Here is a 20,267-nt window from a genome sequence, read left to right as displayed (position 1 = left end):
ATTAATTGGCAACAAGTTTTTCAATGTAAAAAAAGTTCCTTAAAGGAACTTTTTTTACATTATGTTGAAATAATAATATCTAGGGGCAAATTTTACTATTTCTAACACAATTCTATTATGTTTGACTCTTTTCGAAATGGTTGTTGTTTATAAACCGATCATTTTAAAACACAGAGTAAATAAAAACAGATTAGAAACAAGGTGTGGGGTTTCTGTAGGAGTATCAGAAAAAGTGAAATATTGAGATACTAATTGACTACTCTATATCTAGAGTAAAATCAGCTAGTCATCTTCTTAAAGAGCAACAAGATTTACGAAAACAGCCATTATAAACTACATATTTATATTATGTCTAAAATACAAAAATGTATGGGGGACAAACTATATTACAGAAATATTTTTATTCATGTTATAATACATCCTCATTTCTGCCCATGAAAAATAGAAAAAGGATATTAAAATTAAATTATGATATGATATTTTAATTAATTGTACTAATTTAAAAGAATGGGGATAGGGTATGATTCGAATTTTAATTGTGGATGATGATTCTCATATAAGAGAGTTACTAAAAATGTATTTACAAACAGAAGGCTATTCTACATTTGAAGCAGCTAACGGAGACGAAGCTTCTGCATTGCTTGAACAACAACAAATTAATTTAGCGATTGTAGATATAATGATGCCAGGTAAAGACGGATACCAGCTTTGTGAAGAAATAAGAGAGTATTATGATTTTCCCGTAATATTGTTAACTGCAAAAAGCGAGCTATCCGATAAAGAAAAAGGTTTTGCAGTAGGCACAGATGACTATTTGACCAAACCATTTGAACCAAAAGAAATACTATTCCGGATTAAGGCACTGTTAAGAAGATACAATATGATTAGTGCTCAAAAAATAAAACTGAACGAAACCGTTATCGATCGAAAAAGCTATGAAGTTTACTGTAATGGAAAATTACTTATGCTGCCTATGAAGGAATTTGAATTATTATCTCAATTGGCAAGTTATCCGGATCGAATTTTTACACGTGATGAGCTAATCCAATTAATTTGGGGTGCTGATTTTGAAGGTGATGATCGAACAATAAATGTTCACATTAAACGTTTACGTGAAAGGTTTTCAAGTTTAACGAATGACTTTAGTATAAAAACCGTTCGCGGTGTTGGTTATAAATTGGAGGTCACTAAAAAGTGAAAACTTTATACATAAGAATTGTACTTACAATCCTCGGTGTAATGATTTGTAGCAGTTTATTGGCTTTCTTTCTTTCAAATGTGTATTACCATTATAATCTAAAGCCATATAATGATAAAAAATTAACTAAAATGGCTTTAGACGTTGGTACTTTTTATGAAGAAAATAATGATATTGATATAAGGAATTACTTAAAAAGTATTAGTAAATTGGGTTATCAAATTTTATTAGTAGATCAACAAGGAAATCAATCCTATTATGGTGGTTCTTTTAGAGAAAAAAAACTAGGGTCTAAAGTGATTGATTCTGTTTTAAAGGGGAAGGTCTACCATGGCATTGCCGAATTTCCAACATCATTATTTGTGACTGGTTTTTTTGATAATACTTTAAGTAATACAGTGGGTGTTCCTATAAATTCAAGTAATCATCATTTAGCTCTTTTTATGCGTCCTAATGTCCAGCTTCAATTTGGTGAATTGCGGATACTTTTTTCCATTCTCCTCTTACTGACAATTGTATTAAGTATCGTATTAGTTCTAGTTAGTACAAGATATATTGTAAAACCGATTATTAAATTAACTGAAGCAACTAAAAAAATTGCTGAAGGAAAATATAATGTTCAATTACAAATTAAACGCCAAGACGAAATAGGAAAACTTGCTAATCACTTTTCGCACATGTCACAAAGATTAGGACAAATTGAAGCAATGCGTCAGGAGTTTGTTTCAAATGTATCTCATGAAATTCAATCACCACTTGCATCAATACAAGGTTTTTCGCAGTCGCTTCAAACTGAAAAATTAACCGAAGAGCAAAAGAATCATTACTTATCAATAATAGAGGAAGAAAGTAAAAGAATGTCCTTGTTAAGTAAACAATTATTAACGTTAGCTTCATTGGATAAAGAAGAAAGTATTCTGCAAAAATCAACTTTTGATGTTGCCGAACAAATTAAACAAGTAGTTTTTACAACTGAATGGAGTTGGAGAAACAAAGAGTTGGCCATTGATTTGGAATTACCACAAACTTTTGTGTATGCTGATAAGAATTTACTGCATCAAGTTTGGACAAACCTAATGACGAATAGCATTAAATTTAATCATGAAGGTGGGGCAATCTCAATAAAACTGAGTAGTAATGAAGAGTCTGTTCAAATTGAATTTCAAGATACCGGAATTGGCATATCCGAAAAAGATCTGGAACAAATATTTAATCGATTTTTTATTGCTGATAAAGCACGAAATCGAAAGGAATCCAGTAGTGGCTTAGGTTTAGCGATTGTTAAACAAATCATTGAATTACATAATGGGCATATAGAAGTAAGCAGTAAAGTAGGCGAAGGAACTAATTTTCATCTATCCATACCTAATATCAAAGAGTCCTGATTTATAATTGTAATCGACTGTTCACCTGTTGTTCATCTAACATTCCTATACTTTAAATTACAAAGAGTGATTCTATTTTTTACACTCTTTAAAATTTAGTATATTAAAGGAGATGAATGACAGGTGTTTCTTGCATTAAGGGAATTTAAGCACGCAAAATTACGTTTTTTATTAATTAGTCTAATCATGATCCTTATATCATTCCTAGTATTATTCGTTTCAGGATTAGCGAAAGGATTATCTTTTGATAATGCTTCTTCTATTGATAGTATGACCCCAAACTATTTTGTTTTACAAAAAGAATCGGGTAAACAAATTAATCATTCAATATTATCGGAAAATCAAATAAATGAAGTTCAAAAATTTGTTGATGAGAAAAATGCCACTACTTTAGGAGTTCAAATGACTACGTTTCTAAAGGATGGAACATCTAAAAAAATTGATGCTACCTTATTTGGAATTGATGTGAATGGTTTAGCAGCTCCAAAGGTAATTGAAGGAGAAATGATTAATAATTCAACAAAGAATGAAGTTGTAGGAGATATTTCTTTGAAAGAAAAAGGAATCAAGCTTGGGGACAATATTTCAGATCAAATCTCGGGTAAAGAATTTAAAGTTGTAGGTTTTACCGAGAATCAATCATATAGTCACGCACCGGTTATCCATATGAATTACAAAGAGTGGTCGCTGGTAAATAGTAAGAATTCATTTAATACAATTGCATTAAAAACAAACGAAAGTACGGCCAAAAAGGTAAGTGAAAAAGTCTCAGGAGTAGAAGTAATTAATAAAAATCAGGCATTAAAAGGCATACCTGGTTATAAAGAAGAACAGGGTTCTTTACTAATGATGATTGTTTTTCTATTCTTTATCGGAGCATTTGTGCTAGCAGTCTTTTTCTATATCATTACGATTCAAAAAATCAATCAATTTGGTGTGCTAAAAGCAATTGGCTCAAAAACTAGTTATTTAGCTAAGAATATTATTTTTCAAGTTTTAACACTTACACTATTAAGTCTAATGATAAGTATTTCAATCACATTTGGATTATCTAAAGTATTACCAGCAAGCTTACCTTTTGTATTTGATGCTCATTTAATCATCGGAAGTTCATTATTATTCCTATTTGTAGCAATAGTCGGCTCGTTAATCTCTTTATTAAAAGTAGTAAAAATTGATGCGATTGAAGCAATAGGGAGGGCTTTTTAATGAGTAATAAACTAGTGTTAGATAATATTAGCAAAACATATAATGACGGAGATTCTTTAGCAACAACCGTATTAGATCAAGTTTCTATTCAAGTAAAAGCCGGTGAACTAGTAGCAGTTGTAGGTCCGTCTGGTTCAGGTAAAAGTACCTTCCTTTCAATAGCCGGAGCATTACTATCTCCGACTAGTGGGAGAATTTTAATAGATGATATTGAAATAAGTAATCTCCCAGCAAATAAATTGAATGAATTTAGATTATCCAAAATCGGATTTATTTTTCAAATGTCTAATTTAATCCCGTATTTAACAGTTAAAGATCAGCTTCTATTAATAGCCGAATTAGCTGGAATAAAAAACAAAGTTGCAGAGAAGAAAGCGAATGAACTGCTCGAACAATTAGGATTATCAAAGAGAATGAGAAACTACCCAGAAAATTTATCAGGTGGAGAGAGACAACGAGTAGCCATTGCACGAGCACTAATGAATGACCCAGAAGTAATCTTTGCGGATGAACCTACAGCTAGTCTCGATTCAGAAAGAGGAAGAGCAGTAGTTGAAATGCTATCTAAAGAAGTAAAGCAAAGACAAAAAGCTGCGATCATGGTTACTCATGATAAAAGGATGCTAGACTTGTGTGACCGTGTTGTTTATATTGAAAATGGAAAACTTACTGAACAAATTTAAGGAAGAGCCCGTTTAAATGAACGGGTTCTTTTCATCTTGTTTATGAGAAAGTAATTTAGAACAACGAGCTATTTTAGTGATTAATGAAGCTGTTATGAGTATGGAATTTTTTCTAAATATACAAAAGAACCCGTTCAGATCGAACGGGTTCATTAATTATAGATGGAATCGATCTAAAAGATTCGTTTTAGCAAGATCAATTACATCATCAGCATGACCATTTAATACAGCTTTTAATGTCCAAAGTGTAAATCCATGTGCTTGTTCAATACTTACTTTAGGAGGCATTGCTAGTTCCTGGCGGTTTACTAAAACATCGATTAATGCCGGTCCATTGTGTTCAAACGCACGTTGTACAGCGGATTCTAAATCAGCTGGGTCTTCTACACGAATTCCTTCAATCCCCATCGCTTGAGCTAATGATGCAAAGTTAGGGTTTTCTAACGTTGTACCAGTTTCTAGGTAACCAGCAGCTTTCATTTCTAATTCTACAAAACTTAGCGCACTATTATTAAATACAACTATTTTTACAGGTAATTTATGCTGATGGATTGTTAATAAATCACCCAATAACATTGATAAGCCACCATCTCCGCATAATGCGACTACTTGACGTCCAGGTTGGGAAACTTGAGCACCAATTGCTTGAGGCATGGCATTTGCCATTGTTCCGTGATTAAAAGATCCAAGTAATCTTCTTTTTCCATTCATTTGTAAATATCGTGCAGACCATAATGTTGGCGTACCGACATCACATGTAAATACAGCATCTTCACTTGCAAGATCACTTACAATCTTTGTTAAATACTGAGGGTGAATCGGTGTTCGGCCGGGTTTTCCTACAGCAAATTTATCTAAATCTTCACGTACATTTTTGTATGCTGAGACATACTTTTCTAAATGACTTGAATCTTTTACATCTGTTAAGAGAGGTAATAACTGACTAATTGTCTCTTTTACATCACCACATAGTCCATAAGTAAGTGCAGCTCGTCGTCCTAAATGCTCAGCTCGAACATCTACTTGTAAAATAACTGCATCGTCCGGATAAAATTGTCGATAAGGAAAATCTGTTCCAAGCATCAATAAGACATCGCAATCCATGATCGCGTGATATCCTGATGAGTAGCCAATTAATCCGGTTAGCCCAGCATTATATGGATTATCGTATTCAAGGAATTCTTTTCCTCTAAGCGCAATTACCATAGGAGATTTTAACTTTTCGCAAAGAAGCATTAAATGAGAATGTGCACCTTCACAGCCTGCTCCGCAAAGTAATGTAACTTTCTTACCATCATTAAGAAATCCAGCTAGTTTTTCTAATTCAGGCTTCGATGGAGTAATTAGTGGATTAGTGACGTGAATGACTTGTTCTGGGACAGTTTGTCGATCTTCTAAAGCAGCAATATCTCCAGGTAAAACAAGTACAGATACACCTTTTCTTGCAATTGCATGCTGCATCGCAATCGTTGCTAGACGAGGCATTTGTTCTGCTCTATAGACTGTTTCACAAAAGTGGCTGCACTCTTTAAATAATTGCTCTGGTTTAGTTTGTTGAAAATATTCGCTTCCAATTTCAATGCTTGGGATATGTGCGGCAATTGCAAGTACAGGAATACGACTTCGATGACAATCGTATAATCCATTAATCAAATGTAGGTTCCCAGGGCCACTGCTTCCAGCACAAACTGCGATACTTCCACTTAATAAAGAATCAGAACCCGCAGCAAAAGCTGCAACCTCTTCATGGCGAACGCCGATCCATTCAATTCTTTTTGAGTTTTTAATTGAATCCAAAACAGCATTTAAAGAATCGCCAACAATACCGTAAATTCTAGTAACTCCTGCCTGAATCAATGAATCAATCAGTAAATCTGCAATTGTTTTCCTCATTGTATTCTCCTTCTAGTTCACTGTTATTAGGAACTATTGAATTTAATAAGCCTTAGGCTACAGATAAATTTATGCTTTGCAGAAATTCAAAACGTTATACCAAAAAAAGGCAGGAAAAGTAGGAGGCATTAAGAATTAAATACTTTAAAAATCTCTTAACCTCGAATTTTTTGTCGAAGGAATCCATCTTGAAACTTACGTTTACGTAAGATTTATAATGAATGTATAGCTAGAAGGAGGAGGGCATTTTGAAGTTTTATTCGATTCGAGAGATGACGAATGAATTTAATACGACTCATAGAACCCTTAGATATTATGAAGAAATCGGATTATTACACCCAACTTATACTGAAAGTGGTAGAAGAAGGTATTCTCATAAAGATTTTACACGTCTTTATTTAATTCAAAGGGGTAAAAATTTAGGCTTTAATTTGCAGGAAATAAAAGAAATGATTGATTTATTTACTATCGATCGAACAGGTGAAAAACAATTACAAAAAACAATTGAATATGGTAATCAAAAAATCGTCGAGTTAGATAAAAAAATTAACGATTTAATTCGATTAAAAGAAGAAATTGTGAGAATGAAGAGAAATCTTGAGCGAAATTTAGTAGAAATCGAATGAAATACTTCCGAAAAAGGATGTGGAAGCCTTAATGAATTTTTATAAAGAAGATCGTAATCTACAAATGATTTTAGGAAAATATTTTAATAAAGATTTTTTTACATGGGCTAATAAAGAATTAGAAGAATTTGGCGAGCTGTGTGCGAATGAAATTGATCAACGTGCAATTCGCACAGACCGAGAAGGACAACCTCGTCTAATCAAATATGATGCATATGGTAATGATATTTCACATGTTTGGGTAAATGAAGGTTATAAGCATACTGTAAAAGATACTTATAATAGAGGGATTGTTAGCTATATTCATAAGCCAATTCCAGAACTTGGTATAAAGGGGAATTATATTTATTCCTATGCGCAAGGTTATTTATTATCACAGACTGAAGCTGGTTTTTATTGTCCAGTAACATTATCAATGGCTGCTACGTTTTTAGTTGAAAGATATGCGGATAAAGGATTAAAAGAAAAATATCTCCCCCATTTATTATCGACAGGAGAAATCGAATTATATGAAGGAGCAACTTTTTTAACTGAAAGACAGGGTGGTTCAGATGTTGGAGCCAATATAGTAAAAGCAGTTAAAGAAGGAGATTATTATCGCATTTATGGAGAAAAATATTTTGCTAGCAATGCAGGTCAGTGTGGTATTACAACGATTTTAGCAAGAATTGAGGGAGCGCCGTCTGGGAGTAAAGGTTTAAGTTTATTTTTAGTGCCTTGGAAGAATGATGACGGTACAAATAACGGATTCACGATTCGTCGCTTAAAAGATAAGCTAGGTGTAAGGGCTGTTCCATCAGGAGAAGTCGAGTTTAATGGAGCGAAAGCATTTCTAATCGGAGATCCTTCTAGAGGAATTAACTATATGATGGAAGCATTGAATTTATCTAGAATATGTAATGCTGTAGCATCAGTTGGAATTATGAGAAGAGCCTATGTGGAAGCGAAGAAATATGCAGAAAATAGATTAGCATTTGGACAATTATTAACAAATTTTCCAATGGTACAGGAGTTATTAGCAAAACTTGCATCCATTCAGGAAGTACAAACAAGTGCAGTATTTAATTTAGTGGCCTTATATGATCGAGTGGTTGGGGAAGAAAATGGAACAACCGAGGATCAAACATTAGTAAGGCTATTGATTGCTATATTAAAAATGCGTACCGCCGAGGAAGCAATTCACTTCTCCCACGAAGCGATTGAAATGCATGGAGGAAATGGCTATATAGAAGATTTTGTTACACCTCGACTTTTAAGAGATGCTCAAGTACTTACAGTCTGGGAAGGAACAGCGAATATTTTAGGTTTAGAGATTTTGAGACTATTTAAAAAAATGAATGGTTATCAAGTCTTTAAAACATATATTGAAGAAAAATTAGTAGATACACCTCAAACATTAGTAAATGAAAGTGATCTCGTAAAGAAAAAGCTACAGGAATTAAATGAAATTGTTCATTATACAGCTACTTTAGATGGCAATATTCAAACATATAATGTAAAGAAAATAGCAAATAAAATGGCAGATTTAGTTGAAGCTGTTACTGCGCTTGAAGATGCGAAAGATCATATTCGAAAAGAGTACATTGCAAAAATATTGATCCATGAACGATATTTTAAAGATGATATTAATAAAGAACAAATTCATTTAAAGTATTTTGATGAAATTGTTGGGTATAAGGTTTCAATCAATAAATGAAATTAAACATTAGACAAGTTTTTGTTTTTTTGTCTCGGTTGAATGTGCTAGAGTAAATTCTGAAATGTAAAAGTACGAAGTGATTAATATAGACAGGTGAATTATGTCATTAAAATTATTTTGACTAACTTTATATAACAATTAATGGTAAAAGGTAATAAGCAAGTAACCACCTAATAATCGAATGAAGCAACACATTAAGAAAAAAATAATCAAAAGATGGGGAATAAAAAATTGAAATGTTACCCGACTAATAGACATTTTTATAGTGTCTACTATTCGGGTAACATTTTATATCGATCTTTGTCGAAATGTGCATATAGGAATTATAAACATTGATGTATTCAACTAAATATAACCCGATTGACTATTTTTGGAATATTTCCAATAATTAGTAATGAAAGGTGGTTATTATGTTGACGGATTATAGAATAGAAAAGCTAGAATTTTAGATTCAAAACTCCTCTACAGTTAATAACTTCATTTTGCGAATCTTACTATAAATGGAGGAAGAGTATGTTAAAGAGAACAAACAAAAGTAAAATTGTAAAAAGCCTTACAGTAGCTGCATTATCTACTAGTTTTATTTTAAGTTCTTTAAGTCATGTTTCGAATGTAACGAAGGCTGATGCTGTCTCAAATGCAGAAACTGTTTTAGCTAAATTAACTCCTCAACAAAGGGAAGCTTTACAAAAGATTTCAACGACTGATCAAACAGGACTTTTTCTTAATTCAAATGTAAATCTAAATAGTCCAGAAACTGTTTCAGTAATTGTTTCATTTAAACAAAAACCACAGAAAATTGCTGTATTAGAAAGCGCATTAAAAGGACAAGCTTTATCAGAATCAGAAGCAGCAAGTAATGCGAATGCAGATCATACTAAGTTTAAATCAGACATTAGTTCTTTATTTAAAACAAAATCTGATGGTTCATATAAAATAAAACGTGAATATAAACATGCCTTTAACGGGGTAGCGTTAGAAGTCCCTGCAAATAAATTAAATGATTTAATGAAATCAACAGCTGTACAAGCTATTTATAGCGATGTAAAAGTAAAATCGGAGCTTCCGGTTGAAGAAAAAGATTCATCAACAAATTCAACAGGTAAAGGAATGGCAGATGAGCGTTCTTACTTACAAATTGATAAATTACATCAAGAAGGCTATACAGGTAAAGGAGTAAAAGTAGCTGTTATTGATACAGGTGTTGATTATAATCATCCAGATATTAAAGCTGCCTATAAAGGTGGATACGATTTCGTAGATAATGACAATGATCCAATGGAAACTACTTATGATGATTATGTAAAAGCGGGTAAACCTTTTGGAGCAACTGGCGCAGCTAATTACGTAACAGAACATGGTACTCACGTATCCGGTACAATTGTAGGGCAAGGCAAAAATGAAAGTGAAGATGCAACAACTGGTATTGCACCAGATGCAGATCTTTATGTATATCGTGTATTAGGACCAGGTGGTAGCGGTTCAACTGATAATATCATTGCTGGTATTGACCAAGCAGTTGCTGATGGTGTAGATGTTATGAATCTTTCATTAGGTGCAGATTATAATGACCCACTAATTCCTCAAAGTATTGCAATTAATAATGCAGTATTAAATGGTATATCAGCAGTAGTTGCTGCTGGAAATGCAGGAAATAAGATGTATACGTTAGGTTCACCAGGAACGGCAGCTCTAGGATTAACAGTAGGTGCGAGTAGTGTTCCTATTACGACACTTGGTGGAAAAGGATCAATTGACAATGTAACTGCATCTTTACTTTTGATGGCAAAAGGTGCTGGGGATGATGTTTCAAAATTAAAAGGTGCAACGAATTCGGTTGTAGACGTAAATCTAGGAGAAGCATATTCTGGCAAAGATGTAAAAGGTAAAATTGTCCTAATGAGTCGTGGAACGTATACATTAGATTCAAAAATTGCGGTTGCTAAATCACAAGGCGCAGTGGCAGTTCTGATGTATAATGATAATCCAACTGAAGGCCAAATTCCAACTTTCTTAGGCGATGGTGTCAATTTCATTCCAACGTTCTCGTTATCTAACTCAGATGGTCTTGCTTTGAAGCAAAAGCTACAATCAGGATCTGTTAACTTTACATTTACTGATATTGGTGAAGCGAAAACACAGGGCGATACGTTAGCTGACTTCAGTTCAAGAGGACCTGCAAGATTAACTTATGATATTAAACCAGAAATTACAGCCCCAGGTGTGAGCGTATTATCAACAGTACCAAGTTTTATTAATAATCCAGATAATCCAACTGATTATAAAAATGCATATCAGCGTTTGTCAGGTACATCTATGGCTACCCCATTTACTACAGGTGTTGTAGCATTATTAAAACAAGCTAATCCTAATTTACAAACCGAAGATATTAAAGCGATATTAATGAATACTGCTGATTCTTTAAGTAAGCAATACAGTGTATTTGAACAAGGTGCAGGAAGAATTGATCCATATCATGCAATTCATTCAACGATTGAAATTAAAGTGCAAGAAAAAACACCAATGATTTTATATGGAAGAGAAAAACAAATTAATGAAGAAACAGGAGCACTTAGCTTCGGAAATGTACCATTTAATGGCAAAGACTATTCTGATAACCGTTCAATTACTTTGATGAATAGAGGAGAAAAATCAAAAACATTTGATGTAAAAGTTAATTATCAATCAAACTTACGTGGTTCAAAGGATGCTGCTGCCAATGGTGTAACTGTTCAAACTCCATCGACAGTAACATTAAAAGGAAATAGCCAAAAGAAAACAGCTATTACATTAAATATTCCTAATACGGCTGAAAAAGGAATATATGAAGGGTATGTCGTGTATACAAACAAAGATGATCCTTCTGAATCATATCGAATTCCTTTTGGTGTTCATTTTGTTGAGCAAGGATTTAATTACTTTAAATTGTATAAACAATCAGTGCCTGAGTCCCTTATTCAGAGTAGTCAAAGATGGAATCGTATGAATGTTGGTTATATAGCCTTAAAATCACATATGAGATCAATTGACGTTGTTATTTCAGATCCAAAAACTGGTAAAGATCTAGGAGTAATTAATTCGTATGATGGAGTAGCATTCAATGAAGGTGTAGATATTCCACTTTACGTTTATATGGGATATTACTATCCATTTACAAATGATCCGAATAATCCAATTGATACAAACAGGGAACATGTTGTTTTTCCAAAAGCCGGGCAATATGTATTAAAAATGATTGGTACAGATGATAATGGAAATCAATATACGATCAGTCAAGATTTATTTGTGGATGGTACAAAACCAAAATGGAATATAAATGTAGAGGGTGAAGTACCGGGTAAACAAATTGTTGAGTATAAAGATGGTCAGGACACATTAGGTGTAACAGCTCAAATTACAGATGATAATGTTGAAGTAAAGCGAGCAGCAGGTATATCTGCAGATCAATCCCAAAATCAAATTTATTATACTTACAACGCTTGGTTACCAAATGGTAACATGACACTAGATAAAGATGGTAAAACATCCGACGAAATTGCGATGTTGCCTAAGCAGCAAGTTTTAAGTGTTAAATTTGAAGGGATGGACGAAGCAACAAATGGCTATCTTCAAAAGCAATATTATTTTGTAAATGAACATACACCATATGTTTCTGTTGAGGCAAATAAACCGACAAAATTTAGTAGAGCTCTTGTCAAACCAGGTGAAACTTTTACGATGACATTAAATGCAAATAATGTGAGTAAGCTAGCAAAGGCAAACTATAAGTTCTCAGATACTCCAGGGACAAAAATTACGAAAATTTCATTAAATCCCGCTGCACAAAAACTAGGTGGAACACTAGATGTTAAACAAACTTCATCAGGAGATACAACTTCATCAGATGTTACTGTTAACTTTAACGGAACTTCTGGAGTAGATGGTGATTTACCAATGGTTGATTTAACAATTGAAATTCCTAAGCAATTAAATCCGAAAAATGCTTATTCATTTAGCTCATTTAATTTTACTTCACAATTTACCGATAAAAATAATGTATCAACTAATGTTTTTTCAAACGTTTCGCCAATAACAATCTTAAATAATATAACTGAATTACAAGGTTATATTAAAGCTCAAGGATTTTTAGATGAAAAAGGTAATTATGACTATTTAAAAGATTACTCAAATATTTCGGCAACTTTAACAGTCATTGATAAAAATGGAAAAGTAGTAAAATCAAATCTAGTCGCTAAAAATGGGTTATTTGATATTACTGGAATTGATCCATCAAAAGATGATTATACATTAATCCAAGATATACCAGGTCATTTTACAAACCGAAATTCAAGAATCAACTGTTACTTTGGTATAGATGACGAAGTGTACGGTACATTCTTTACAGTAGGTATAGAAAGTGCTACTGCTGGAGATGTAAATAAAGACGATGTAATCGATATAAAAGATGCATTAGCAATTCAGAAAGATTGGGGAACAAATGAACGTAGTGCAGATATCAACTTCGATGGAAAGGTTGATGCAAAAGATCTTGCATTCGTTGAAATGAATTACCTAATGAAAAATCCTTGGGTTCCATCACCACCAAAACCAGTTAAAAATTATAAAGGAAGTACTTTAGAATCAATTAAGAGTCAATTAGAATTGCAATAAACTTGTAAAAGCCTGTTCATATTTTGGACAGGCTTTTTTCCTTCTCATATTCTTAAATAAAAATACGCTTAAATTCATCGATGTAAATGATTCTTTTCGAACTAACCGTTTTCACATACTGATTTTTGGAATTAGATGCCTTTCTCAGTGAATTTTTTATTACTCATCCTCAAATTTTCCCGATCTCGTTTTCCTAATGATAAGAAAAAGTACTGTATCGAGTAGACTTTTTTAAGTTTCTATTCTATAGGGGACATTTTAGTCCGGAGTGTTTCTTTCTACTTTTTCAGTAGGTTAATATTATAACTCTGTGAAACAGGAGTAGTTCCAAAATGAGTAAAAGAATAAAACACAGTTAAGATGAGCAGCAGGCTAGAAATAATAATTACTGGAAAGAATGATGATAGTAGTTTTGGGAATCGCTGACTTAAAAACATAGTAGAACAAAATATGGCTGAACAAGTTAATAATAATAAACAAATTAATAATAAAGCATGTGCTTCTGATATTGAAATCATAACGACGATCATGCTCCCCATCATACCGGCCATCATTCCAGTAAAGATCCCCTCAAGAAGTGCAAGGAAATGTAATCGAAAGCCGATACATAATCCAATGAGTGCAGATGCGCCCATCGAAATGAGTAAAGAATGGAAAAATTGTTGGTGATTAGAAAGCGTAATGAGTACACCTATTGTTAAACCAGTAGTCATACTGATCATCATCATATACATCATTTGATGCATCTGGTCATTTTTTGTTGGTTTGAGTTGGATCGAAATGATTGTTATTAAGAGCATAATGCAAATACATACCCAACTGGTGAACATATATGATACCCCCTAACTATTTGCTTTTTATCATCATATGGACAACTTAAAATAAATAGAATAAAGAAAACTCGTCGACTGACAAGCCTTTAGGTGAAGTCAGAGGTGTAGTTGCACTTATACTTTATTCCTAAAATTGGCTACCACGTCGAGTACGATTCCTCTTTGCCAATTTATTTTTTCTTAAGGTGAAAAAAAATTTACACCTATACCCCCTATGAGTATATAATAATGGTGAGGTGATAAAATGGAAAATTGCCATGATGATCAAATGGTTCCAAGAAGTGAAGACGAAATTAATGATTTAATGAAGCGTCTTCGTAGAATAGAGGGGCAAGTAAGAGGTATTCAAAAAATGGTCGAAGAGGACCGATATTGTATAGATATTTTGACGCAAATTATGGCAGTGGAAGCTGCTATGAAAAAGGTAAGTTTCTCATTGATTGAAAGACATGCAAATCATTGTATGGTTAAGGCAGTTAAAGAAAACAATGGCGAAGAATCGGTAACTGAATTAATGGAGGTTATTAAGCGTTACGTAAAGTAAAGGGGGGTGATTAGAATGAATGATGCAAAGCAGTTAACCCTTGGTATAGAGGGTATGACTTGCGCCGCATGTGCAACCCGAATCGAAAAAAGCTTAAATCGAATGGATGGCTTGAAAGCAAATGTGAATCTAGCATTAGAAAAAGCTACTATTATCTATGATAAAGGACAATATCAAACTTCTGATTTAATAGATAAAATCCATACGATTGGTTATGAGGTTGCAGTTGAAAAAGTTACGTTAAATATTGAAGGAATGACATGTGCTGCTTGTTCAGCTCGAATCGAAAAGGTAATAGGGAAAATGGATGGAATCGTTCAAATCAATGTTAATCTAGCTATGAATATAGCAACGATTTCATATTTACCTGAAGTACGCTCAGCCCAATCCATAATCGATAAAATTAGTCACATCGGTTATGCAGCAACTATAAAAGAAGAAAATGCAGTTAAAGAAAAAGACACAACAAGAAACAAACTGATTCAATTAATCATTTCAATCTTACTTTCACTTCCACTATTGTATTCGATGGTATCTCATCTTCCGTTGAGTACAAATATTTGGATGCCACATTTATTAATGAATCCATGGTTTCAATTATTGTTTGCAACTCCTGTTCAATTTATTATTGGTTGGCATTTTTATGTAGGAGCTTTTAAAGCAATACGAAATTATAGTGCAAATATGGATGTGCTCGTCGTACTTGGAACATCGGCTGCTTATTTTTATAGCTTAGTTGAGTCGATTAAGACAATCAATAATGGTATGTATATGCCGCATCTATATTTTGAGACAAGTGCGGTTTTAATAACATTAGTTTTGCTTGGAAAATATTTTGAGCATATTGCTAAAGGGAAAACGACTGAAGCAATATCAAAACTAATGGAATTACAAGCTAAGGAAGCAATTTTATTAGAAAATGGAAATGAAGTTTATGTACCATTGGAAGCTGTAAAAGTTGGAGATCTACTACTAGTTAAACCAGGTGAGAAAATTCCAGTGGACGGTGTCATTGTTTCGGGAGTATCTACAGTTGATGAATCAATGATTACAGGTGAGTCTTTACCTGTTGATAAAAAGGCTGATGATAAAGTTGTTGGAGCAACGGTTAATGGAAATGGTATTTTAATAATACGTGCTGAGAAGGTTGGTAAGGATACGGCATTAGCAAATATTGTGAAAATAGTTGAAGAGGCACAAGGTTCAAAAGCTCCAATTCAAAGATTAGCTGATCGAATTTCGAATATATTTGTTCCAATTGTAATTGGCATAGCTATATTAACATTTATCATTTGGTTTTTTGTAGTCGATCCACAAAATTTACCTAAATCAATTGAAGTAGCAATAGCTGTTTTAGTCATAGCATGTCCTTGTGCTTTAGGACTTGCTACACCAACTTCGATTATGGTTGGAAGTGGAAAAGGTGCGGAAAATGGGATTTTATACAAAGGCGGAGAATTTTTAGAAACTACCCAAAAAATTAATACAATCATTCTTGATAAAACAGGAACTGTTACAAAAGGAAAGCCTGAAGTAACAGATATTATTAATTTAAATCATCGAGAGGATTTATTGAAGCTGGTAGCAAGTGTAGAGAAAATGTCAGAGCATCCTTTAGCACAAGCAATTGTTCAATACGCTCTTAAACAGGAATTGCAACTAACTGTTCTTACTGAGTTTATTGCCGTACCTGGACATGGAGTAGAAGCCATGATCGAAAATAAAAAGGTATATATCGGTACTCGAAGGTTAATGAATGAAAAGAATATCGATTTTTCTTCAGTAGATGAACAATTAATCGCATTTGAATCTGCCGGCAAGACAGGAATGTTAGTAGCAATTGACGAGAAGCTTGAAGGGATTATTGCTGTAGCCGATACAATTAAAGAATCTTCAAGAAATGCGATAAACGCATTAAAGGATTTAAAAATAGAGGTTTTTATGGTAACCGGTGATAATAAACACACAGCAAAAGCGATTGCAGATCAAGTTGGGATTGAAAATGTATTTGCTGAAGTTCTACCAGAGAAAAAAGCAGATATAGTTACTGAACTACAAAAACAAGGGAAAATTGTTGCGATGGTTGGAGATGGGATTAATGATGCTCCAGCTCTTGCTATAGCTGATATTGGTATGGCAATCGGTACTGGTGCAGATGTAGCGATTGAAACAGCGGATGTTACGCTAGTAGGTGGCGACTTATCACATATTCCGAAAGCTATTAGCTTAAGTAAGAAAACAATGAATAATATTCGCCAAAATTTATTTTGGGCGTTATTTTATAACAGTTTAGGTATACCGATTGCAGCTTTAGGGTTGTTGCAGCCTTGGATTGCAGGTGCTGCAATGGCATTTAGCTCTGTATCGGTTGTCATAAATGCATTACGATTAAAACGCATAAAAATATAGGAGGATTTAGAAATGGAAACAATTTTAAAAGTAGAAGGTATGACATGTGGACACTGCAAAGCTGCAGTTATGAAAGCGGTAGAAGGAGTGGCTGGTACAAATAATATAATTGTAAGTTTAGAAAATAAAGAAGTAACATTCAAAACTTCAAACGCTGAAACAATTGAGAAAGTGAAAGAGGCTATTGAAGATCAAGGTTACGATATCGTTTAATCTTAGCAAAAAAATAAAAGGCGAACTAATGGTTCGCTTTTTATTTGGAAAAAATGCGAGACTGGGGAGAGAATTAGATGAAATACTTATTGTTGTTACTTAGTTTTGTTACAGTTATTGGTTTAAGTGGATGTGGAAATATGTCCCATACAGCTTCTACTCATGAAAGTATGAATCATGAAAGTATGAATCATGAAACAAAAGAAGAAAAGGATTCAACAAAGGTACAATTTACGTTTAACAGTAATCCTGAAAGTGGTAAGAAAGTAAATCTAAACATTCAAGTTAATGATTTGATGGGGAAAACAGTAAATAAATTTGAGTTCGAGCACGAAAAATTAATGCATTTAATTGTTGTAAGTAAGGATTTATCATATTTTGACCATTTGCACCCAGTATACAAAGGTAAGGGGTTATTTACAGTCACACCGGATTTTCCAAGTGGTGGTGAATATAAATTATTTGCAGATTTTATACCTGAGGGCTCTGATAAAAATGTAAAAACAAAACTAGTACAAGTGTCAGGTGAGCAAGCTAAACCAGTTTCACTAATACCAGATAGAGTATTAACAAAAGTAATTGATGGAAAGGAGGTTACTTTAAAATTTGATAAATTGACGACAAAGAATGAAGTTAAAATGACATTTACGATTAAGGATGCTAAAACCAAAAAAGGTATTACTGATTTACAGCCTTATTTGGGTGCTATTGGTCATGTTGTTGCGATTAGTGGTGATACGAATACTTACTTACATGTCCATCCAATGAATGAAAAGTCAAGTGGACCTGACGCAGAGTTTATGACTAGTTTTCCTAAAAAAGGATTATATAAAATATGGGGACAGTTTAAACAAAATGGAGATGTGTTTATAGTACCATTTGTTGTAGATGTGCCATAAATTAAACAGATAAAAAGCAGGAAACCCTTTGTTTTCCTGCTTTTTTATATTTTCTTAAAGTTATATATTTACATATTAATTGTTTTATAAGATATTCGGCTTAATATCTGCTGGATGACTATTTGGTTTTTTTAAACCATCAGTCTTACTAGCATCGTTAAGTGATAAGTATTTAGTTTCATGTGCCCATGCAATTGAAACGAATGTTCCAACGACTAAAACTCTGTTAAAATATTGTTGTAAAAAAGTCATTCAACCTAAAACTTTGTGATAGAGTTCCTTAGCAACAGATGGTTCCTTTGTACCGTGAATGATCGCTCGACCGTCTTTAAATAAAACAATGCGATGATCTTCATAAGTACATGACAATAAATAAGGATTTACAATCAAATCATTTACTAACCCTTGTAATCTTTCAGACAGGTTAGTTAGTGTTGGGGTTTTAGAAGATGATACTCTTAGTTGGACTGCATCTCTTCCACATAAAACATATGACTTCATATGGTCATCATCTTTTAAAAATGGGTAACTTCTTATAGAGCCACATGTTAAACAATTTTTATTTTTTAATTTCTCGATGTTTATCTCAGACTTTTCATGCTTCCAAACATCAATCGATTGTAAGATTGGTAAAAGTTCATAATTAGTAAGATATTGCATGGCATAGGTTACTTGGTAGGCAGCAATCATTTGCACAATTGGACTAATTACTCCTACTGTATCGCAAGTCATATTTAAAGTTGGTATATGATTTAATAAACAGTTAAGACAAGGAGTTTTTCCTGGAATAATTGGAAACGAGAGGCCATAGCTTCCAACACACGCACCAAAAATAAAAGGAATCCCATGCTTAATTGCTGCATCATTCACAACCATTCTAGTTTCAAAATTATCTGTTGCATCTAGTATGATTGTTTGACCTTTAATCAACTCTTCAATATTAAGACTAGTAATATCTTTTATTAAACTAGTAATCAATACTTCACTATTAATTTGTTGAAGTCGATTTTTAGCTGCAATTACTTTAGGTAGTTTATTTCTAGCATCTTCTTCAGTATAAAGAGATTGCCTTTGTAAATTAGTCCATTCAACGTAATCACGATCAACAATTGTTATATTTCCAATGCCTGCTCTTACAAGCATTTCTGCTATTGATGAGCCTAGTGCACCAACACCAATAATAATAGCACTGGCTTTTTGTAAGTTTAATTGACGATCTCTTCCTAAAAATAATTCTTGTTTTGCATAACGGTTTGTCAAGAATTCACCAACCCTGTGATTGGGCTACTAGCTACACCATAATTTTTTTCTTCAATTCTTCCAGCCTCATAACCAAGCCTTCCTGCTTCAATAGCAAGCTTCATTGCAACTGCCATTTTTACAGGATCTTTCGCATTAGAAACCGCAGTATTTAAAAGAACTCCATCAGCACCTAGCTCCATTGCAAAAGCTGCATCCTTTGGTGACCCGATTCCGGCATCTACTATAACAGGTACATTCGTTTGCTCAATGATGAATTTAAGATTTAATGGATTAATAATTCCTTTTCCGGAACCGATTGGAGATGCACCTGGCATAATCGCATGTACACCAAGTTCTTCTAGTCTTCTTGCTAGCACAACATCATCGGAAATATAAGGTAATACAATAAAGCCTTCGTTTAATAACATTTCTGATGCCTTCAATGTTTCAATTGGATCGGGTAATAATGATTTATCACACCCAATTACTTCTACCTTGATCATATCGCACAAGCCTGACGCTTTTGCCAATCTTGCTATTCTAACTGCCTCTTCAGCAGTTTTTGCACCAGCTGTATTCGGCAATAATTTATATTTCGTTAGATCTAATTGTTCAAGAAAATTTGGCTGAGATTCCTCAAAAATATTCATTCTTCTAACAGCAAAAGTTAGGATATCGGCTTCCGATACTTCAACAGCTTCTTTCTGGACTTCAAATGAAGGGTATTTTCCTGTTCCTAATAATAATCTTGAATGAAACGTATGATTTCCTACTTTTAACATGA

Annotated in this window: 16 protein-coding genes; 11 read left to right on the top strand and 5 right to left on the bottom strand. The window is 33.3% G+C overall.

Translation table 11 applies throughout. The features are described from left to right. Positions 1-520 precede the first annotated feature (520 nt). From MY490_RS18650 to MY490_RS18635, 4 genes are all read left to right on the top strand, one after another. The gene (locus MY490_RS18650; RefSeq protein ID WP_248267012.1) at positions 521-1,198 is read left to right on the top strand and encodes a response regulator transcription factor; all 678 of its coding nucleotides are present in this window, start codon (positions 521-523) and stop codon (positions 1,196-1,198) included. Continuing rightward, on the top strand, positions 1,195-2,583 hold the full coding sequence (locus MY490_RS18645) for a sensor histidine kinase (protein ID WP_248267011.1): 1,389 nt from the start codon (positions 1,195-1,197) through the stop codon (positions 2,581-2,583). Before MY490_RS18650 ends, MY490_RS18645 begins: the two co-directional genes overlap by 4 nt. 123 nt (positions 2,584-2,706) lie before the next feature. Next, the gene (locus MY490_RS18640) at positions 2,707-3,792 is read left to right on the top strand and encodes an ABC transporter permease (RefSeq protein ID WP_248267010.1); all 1,086 of its coding nucleotides are present in this window, start codon (positions 2,707-2,709) and stop codon (positions 3,790-3,792) included. After that, positions 3,792-4,475 (top strand): ABC transporter ATP-binding protein, encoded by a 684-nt coding sequence (locus MY490_RS18635; protein WP_248267009.1) that lies wholly within the window; start codon positions 3,792-3,794, stop codon positions 4,473-4,475. Before MY490_RS18640 ends, MY490_RS18635 begins: the two co-directional genes overlap by 1 nt. Positions 4,476-4,631: 156 nt before the next feature. On the opposite strand, the gene poxB is transcribed toward MY490_RS18635, so the two are convergent. Beyond that, complete coding sequence (gene poxB / locus MY490_RS18630) at positions 4,632-6,368, bottom strand: ubiquinone-dependent pyruvate dehydrogenase (protein WP_248267008.1); 1,737 nt, start codon at positions 6,366-6,368, stop codon at positions 4,632-4,634. A 248-nt stretch (positions 6,369-6,616) separates the two neighbouring features. Between poxB and MY490_RS18625 the strand changes: the two genes are divergently transcribed. From MY490_RS18625 to MY490_RS18615, 3 genes are all read left to right on the top strand, one after another. Continuing rightward, the gene (locus MY490_RS18625; RefSeq protein ID WP_248267007.1) at positions 6,617-6,994 is read left to right on the top strand and encodes a MerR family transcriptional regulator; all 378 of its coding nucleotides are present in this window, start codon (positions 6,617-6,619) and stop codon (positions 6,992-6,994) included. A gap of 31 nt (positions 6,995-7,025) precedes the next feature. Further along, entirely contained in the window at positions 7,026-8,690 is a 1,665-nt protein-coding gene (locus MY490_RS18620; RefSeq protein ID WP_248267006.1) for an acyl-CoA dehydrogenase family protein, read from the top strand. A 516-nt stretch (positions 8,691-9,206) separates the two neighbouring features. Beyond that, complete coding sequence (locus MY490_RS18615; RefSeq protein ID WP_248267005.1) at positions 9,207-13,343, top strand: S8 family serine peptidase; 4,137 nt, start codon at positions 9,207-9,209, stop codon at positions 13,341-13,343. A 278-nt stretch (positions 13,344-13,621) separates the two neighbouring features. Here the strand turns inward: MY490_RS18615 and MY490_RS18610 are convergent, their stop codons facing one another. Next, positions 13,622-14,173 carry a hypothetical protein gene (locus MY490_RS18610; RefSeq protein ID WP_248267004.1) on the bottom strand — a complete coding sequence of 184 codons (552 nt, stop codon included), beginning with the start codon at positions 14,171-14,173 and terminating at the stop codon, positions 13,622-13,624. Positions 14,174-14,420: 247 nt separating this feature from the next. Between MY490_RS18610 and MY490_RS18605 the strand changes: the two genes are divergently transcribed. The 4 genes from MY490_RS18605 (at position 14,421) to MY490_RS18590 (ending at position 18,241) form a co-directional block, all read left to right on the top strand. After that, entirely contained in the window at positions 14,421-14,720 is a 300-nt protein-coding gene (locus MY490_RS18605; RefSeq protein ID WP_248267003.1) for a metal-sensing transcriptional repressor, read from the top strand. A gap of 15 nt (positions 14,721-14,735) precedes the next feature. Further along, the gene (locus MY490_RS18600; RefSeq protein WP_248267002.1) at positions 14,736-17,129 is read left to right on the top strand and encodes a heavy metal translocating P-type ATPase; all 2,394 of its coding nucleotides are present in this window, start codon (positions 14,736-14,738) and stop codon (positions 17,127-17,129) included. A 12-nt stretch (positions 17,130-17,141) separates the two neighbouring features. Further along, a complete protein-coding gene (locus MY490_RS18595) occupies positions 17,142-17,342 on the top strand; it encodes a cation transporter (RefSeq protein WP_248267001.1) in 201 nt (66 codons plus the stop codon). A gap of 77 nt (positions 17,343-17,419) precedes the next feature. Then, complete coding sequence (locus MY490_RS18590) at positions 17,420-18,241, top strand: hypothetical protein (RefSeq protein ID WP_248267000.1); 822 nt, start codon at positions 17,420-17,422, stop codon at positions 18,239-18,241. A gap of 84 nt (positions 18,242-18,325) precedes the next feature. Here the strand turns inward: MY490_RS18590 and MY490_RS18585 are convergent, their stop codons facing one another. From MY490_RS18585 to MY490_RS18575, 3 genes are read right to left on the bottom strand one after another with little or no spacing between them, the layout of a single operon-like run. Further along, the gene (locus MY490_RS18585) at positions 18,326-18,493 is read right to left on the bottom strand and encodes a hypothetical protein (RefSeq protein ID WP_248266999.1); all 168 of its coding nucleotides are present in this window, start codon (positions 18,491-18,493) and stop codon (positions 18,326-18,328) included. After that, a complete protein-coding gene (locus MY490_RS18580) occupies positions 18,494-19,501 on the bottom strand; it encodes a ThiF family adenylyltransferase (RefSeq protein ID WP_248266998.1) in 1,008 nt (335 codons plus the stop codon). It lies immediately after the preceding gene. After that, positions 19,498-20,265, bottom strand: a complete 768-nt coding sequence (locus MY490_RS18575) for a thiazole synthase (protein WP_248266997.1) — start codon at positions 20,263-20,265, stop codon at positions 19,498-19,500. The genes MY490_RS18580 and MY490_RS18575 overlap by 4 nt, the downstream gene beginning before the upstream one ends. Positions 20,266-20,267 lie beyond the last annotated feature (2 nt).

Origin of the sequence: Gottfriedia acidiceleris (genome assembly GCF_023115465.1) — a bacterium.
In the GTDB taxonomy this organism is placed as follows: Bacteria; Bacillota; Bacilli; order Bacillales; family Bacillaceae_G; genus Gottfriedia; species Gottfriedia acidiceleris_B.
The sequence above is the reverse complement of the archived record's forward strand: the minus strand, read 5'-3'. Positions and strand labels throughout refer to the sequence as shown.

What these genes read in the sequence shown, in the direction of transcription:
- MY490_RS18650 (WP_248267012.1), top strand. Translation starts at nt 521, where the DNA reads ATGATTCGAATTTTAATTGTGGATGATGATTCTCATATAAGAGAGTTA.
- MY490_RS18635 (WP_248267009.1), top strand. Translation starts at nt 3,792, where the DNA reads ATGAGTAATAAACTAGTGTTAGATAATATTAGCAAAACATATAATGAC.
- poxB (WP_248267008.1), bottom strand. Translation starts at nt 6,368, where the DNA reads ATGAGGAAAACAATTGCAGATTTACTGATTGATTCATTGATTCAGGCA.
- MY490_RS18620 (WP_248267006.1), top strand. Translation starts at nt 7,026, where the DNA reads ATGAATTTTTATAAAGAAGATCGTAATCTACAAATGATTTTAGGAAAA.
- MY490_RS18615 (WP_248267005.1), top strand. Translation starts at nt 9,207, where the DNA reads ATGTTAAAGAGAACAAACAAAAGTAAAATTGTAAAAAGCCTTACAGTA.
- MY490_RS18610 (WP_248267004.1), bottom strand. Translation starts at nt 14,173, where the DNA reads ATGTTCACCAGTTGGGTATGTATTTGCATTATGCTCTTAATAACAATC.
- MY490_RS18605 (WP_248267003.1), top strand. Translation starts at nt 14,421, where the DNA reads ATGGAAAATTGCCATGATGATCAAATGGTTCCAAGAAGTGAAGACGAA.
- MY490_RS18600 (WP_248267002.1), top strand. Translation starts at nt 14,736, where the DNA reads ATGAATGATGCAAAGCAGTTAACCCTTGGTATAGAGGGTATGACTTGC.
- MY490_RS18595 (WP_248267001.1), top strand. Translation starts at nt 17,142, where the DNA reads ATGGAAACAATTTTAAAAGTAGAAGGTATGACATGTGGACACTGCAAA.
- MY490_RS18590 (WP_248267000.1), top strand. Translation starts at nt 17,420, where the DNA reads ATGAAATACTTATTGTTGTTACTTAGTTTTGTTACAGTTATTGGTTTA.
- MY490_RS18585 (WP_248266999.1), bottom strand. Translation starts at nt 18,493, where the DNA reads ATGACTTTTTTACAACAATATTTTAACAGAGTTTTAGTCGTTGGAACA.
- MY490_RS18575 (WP_248266997.1), bottom strand. Translation starts at nt 20,265, where the DNA reads ATGTTAAAAGTAGGAAATCATACGTTTCATTCAAGATTATTATTAGGA.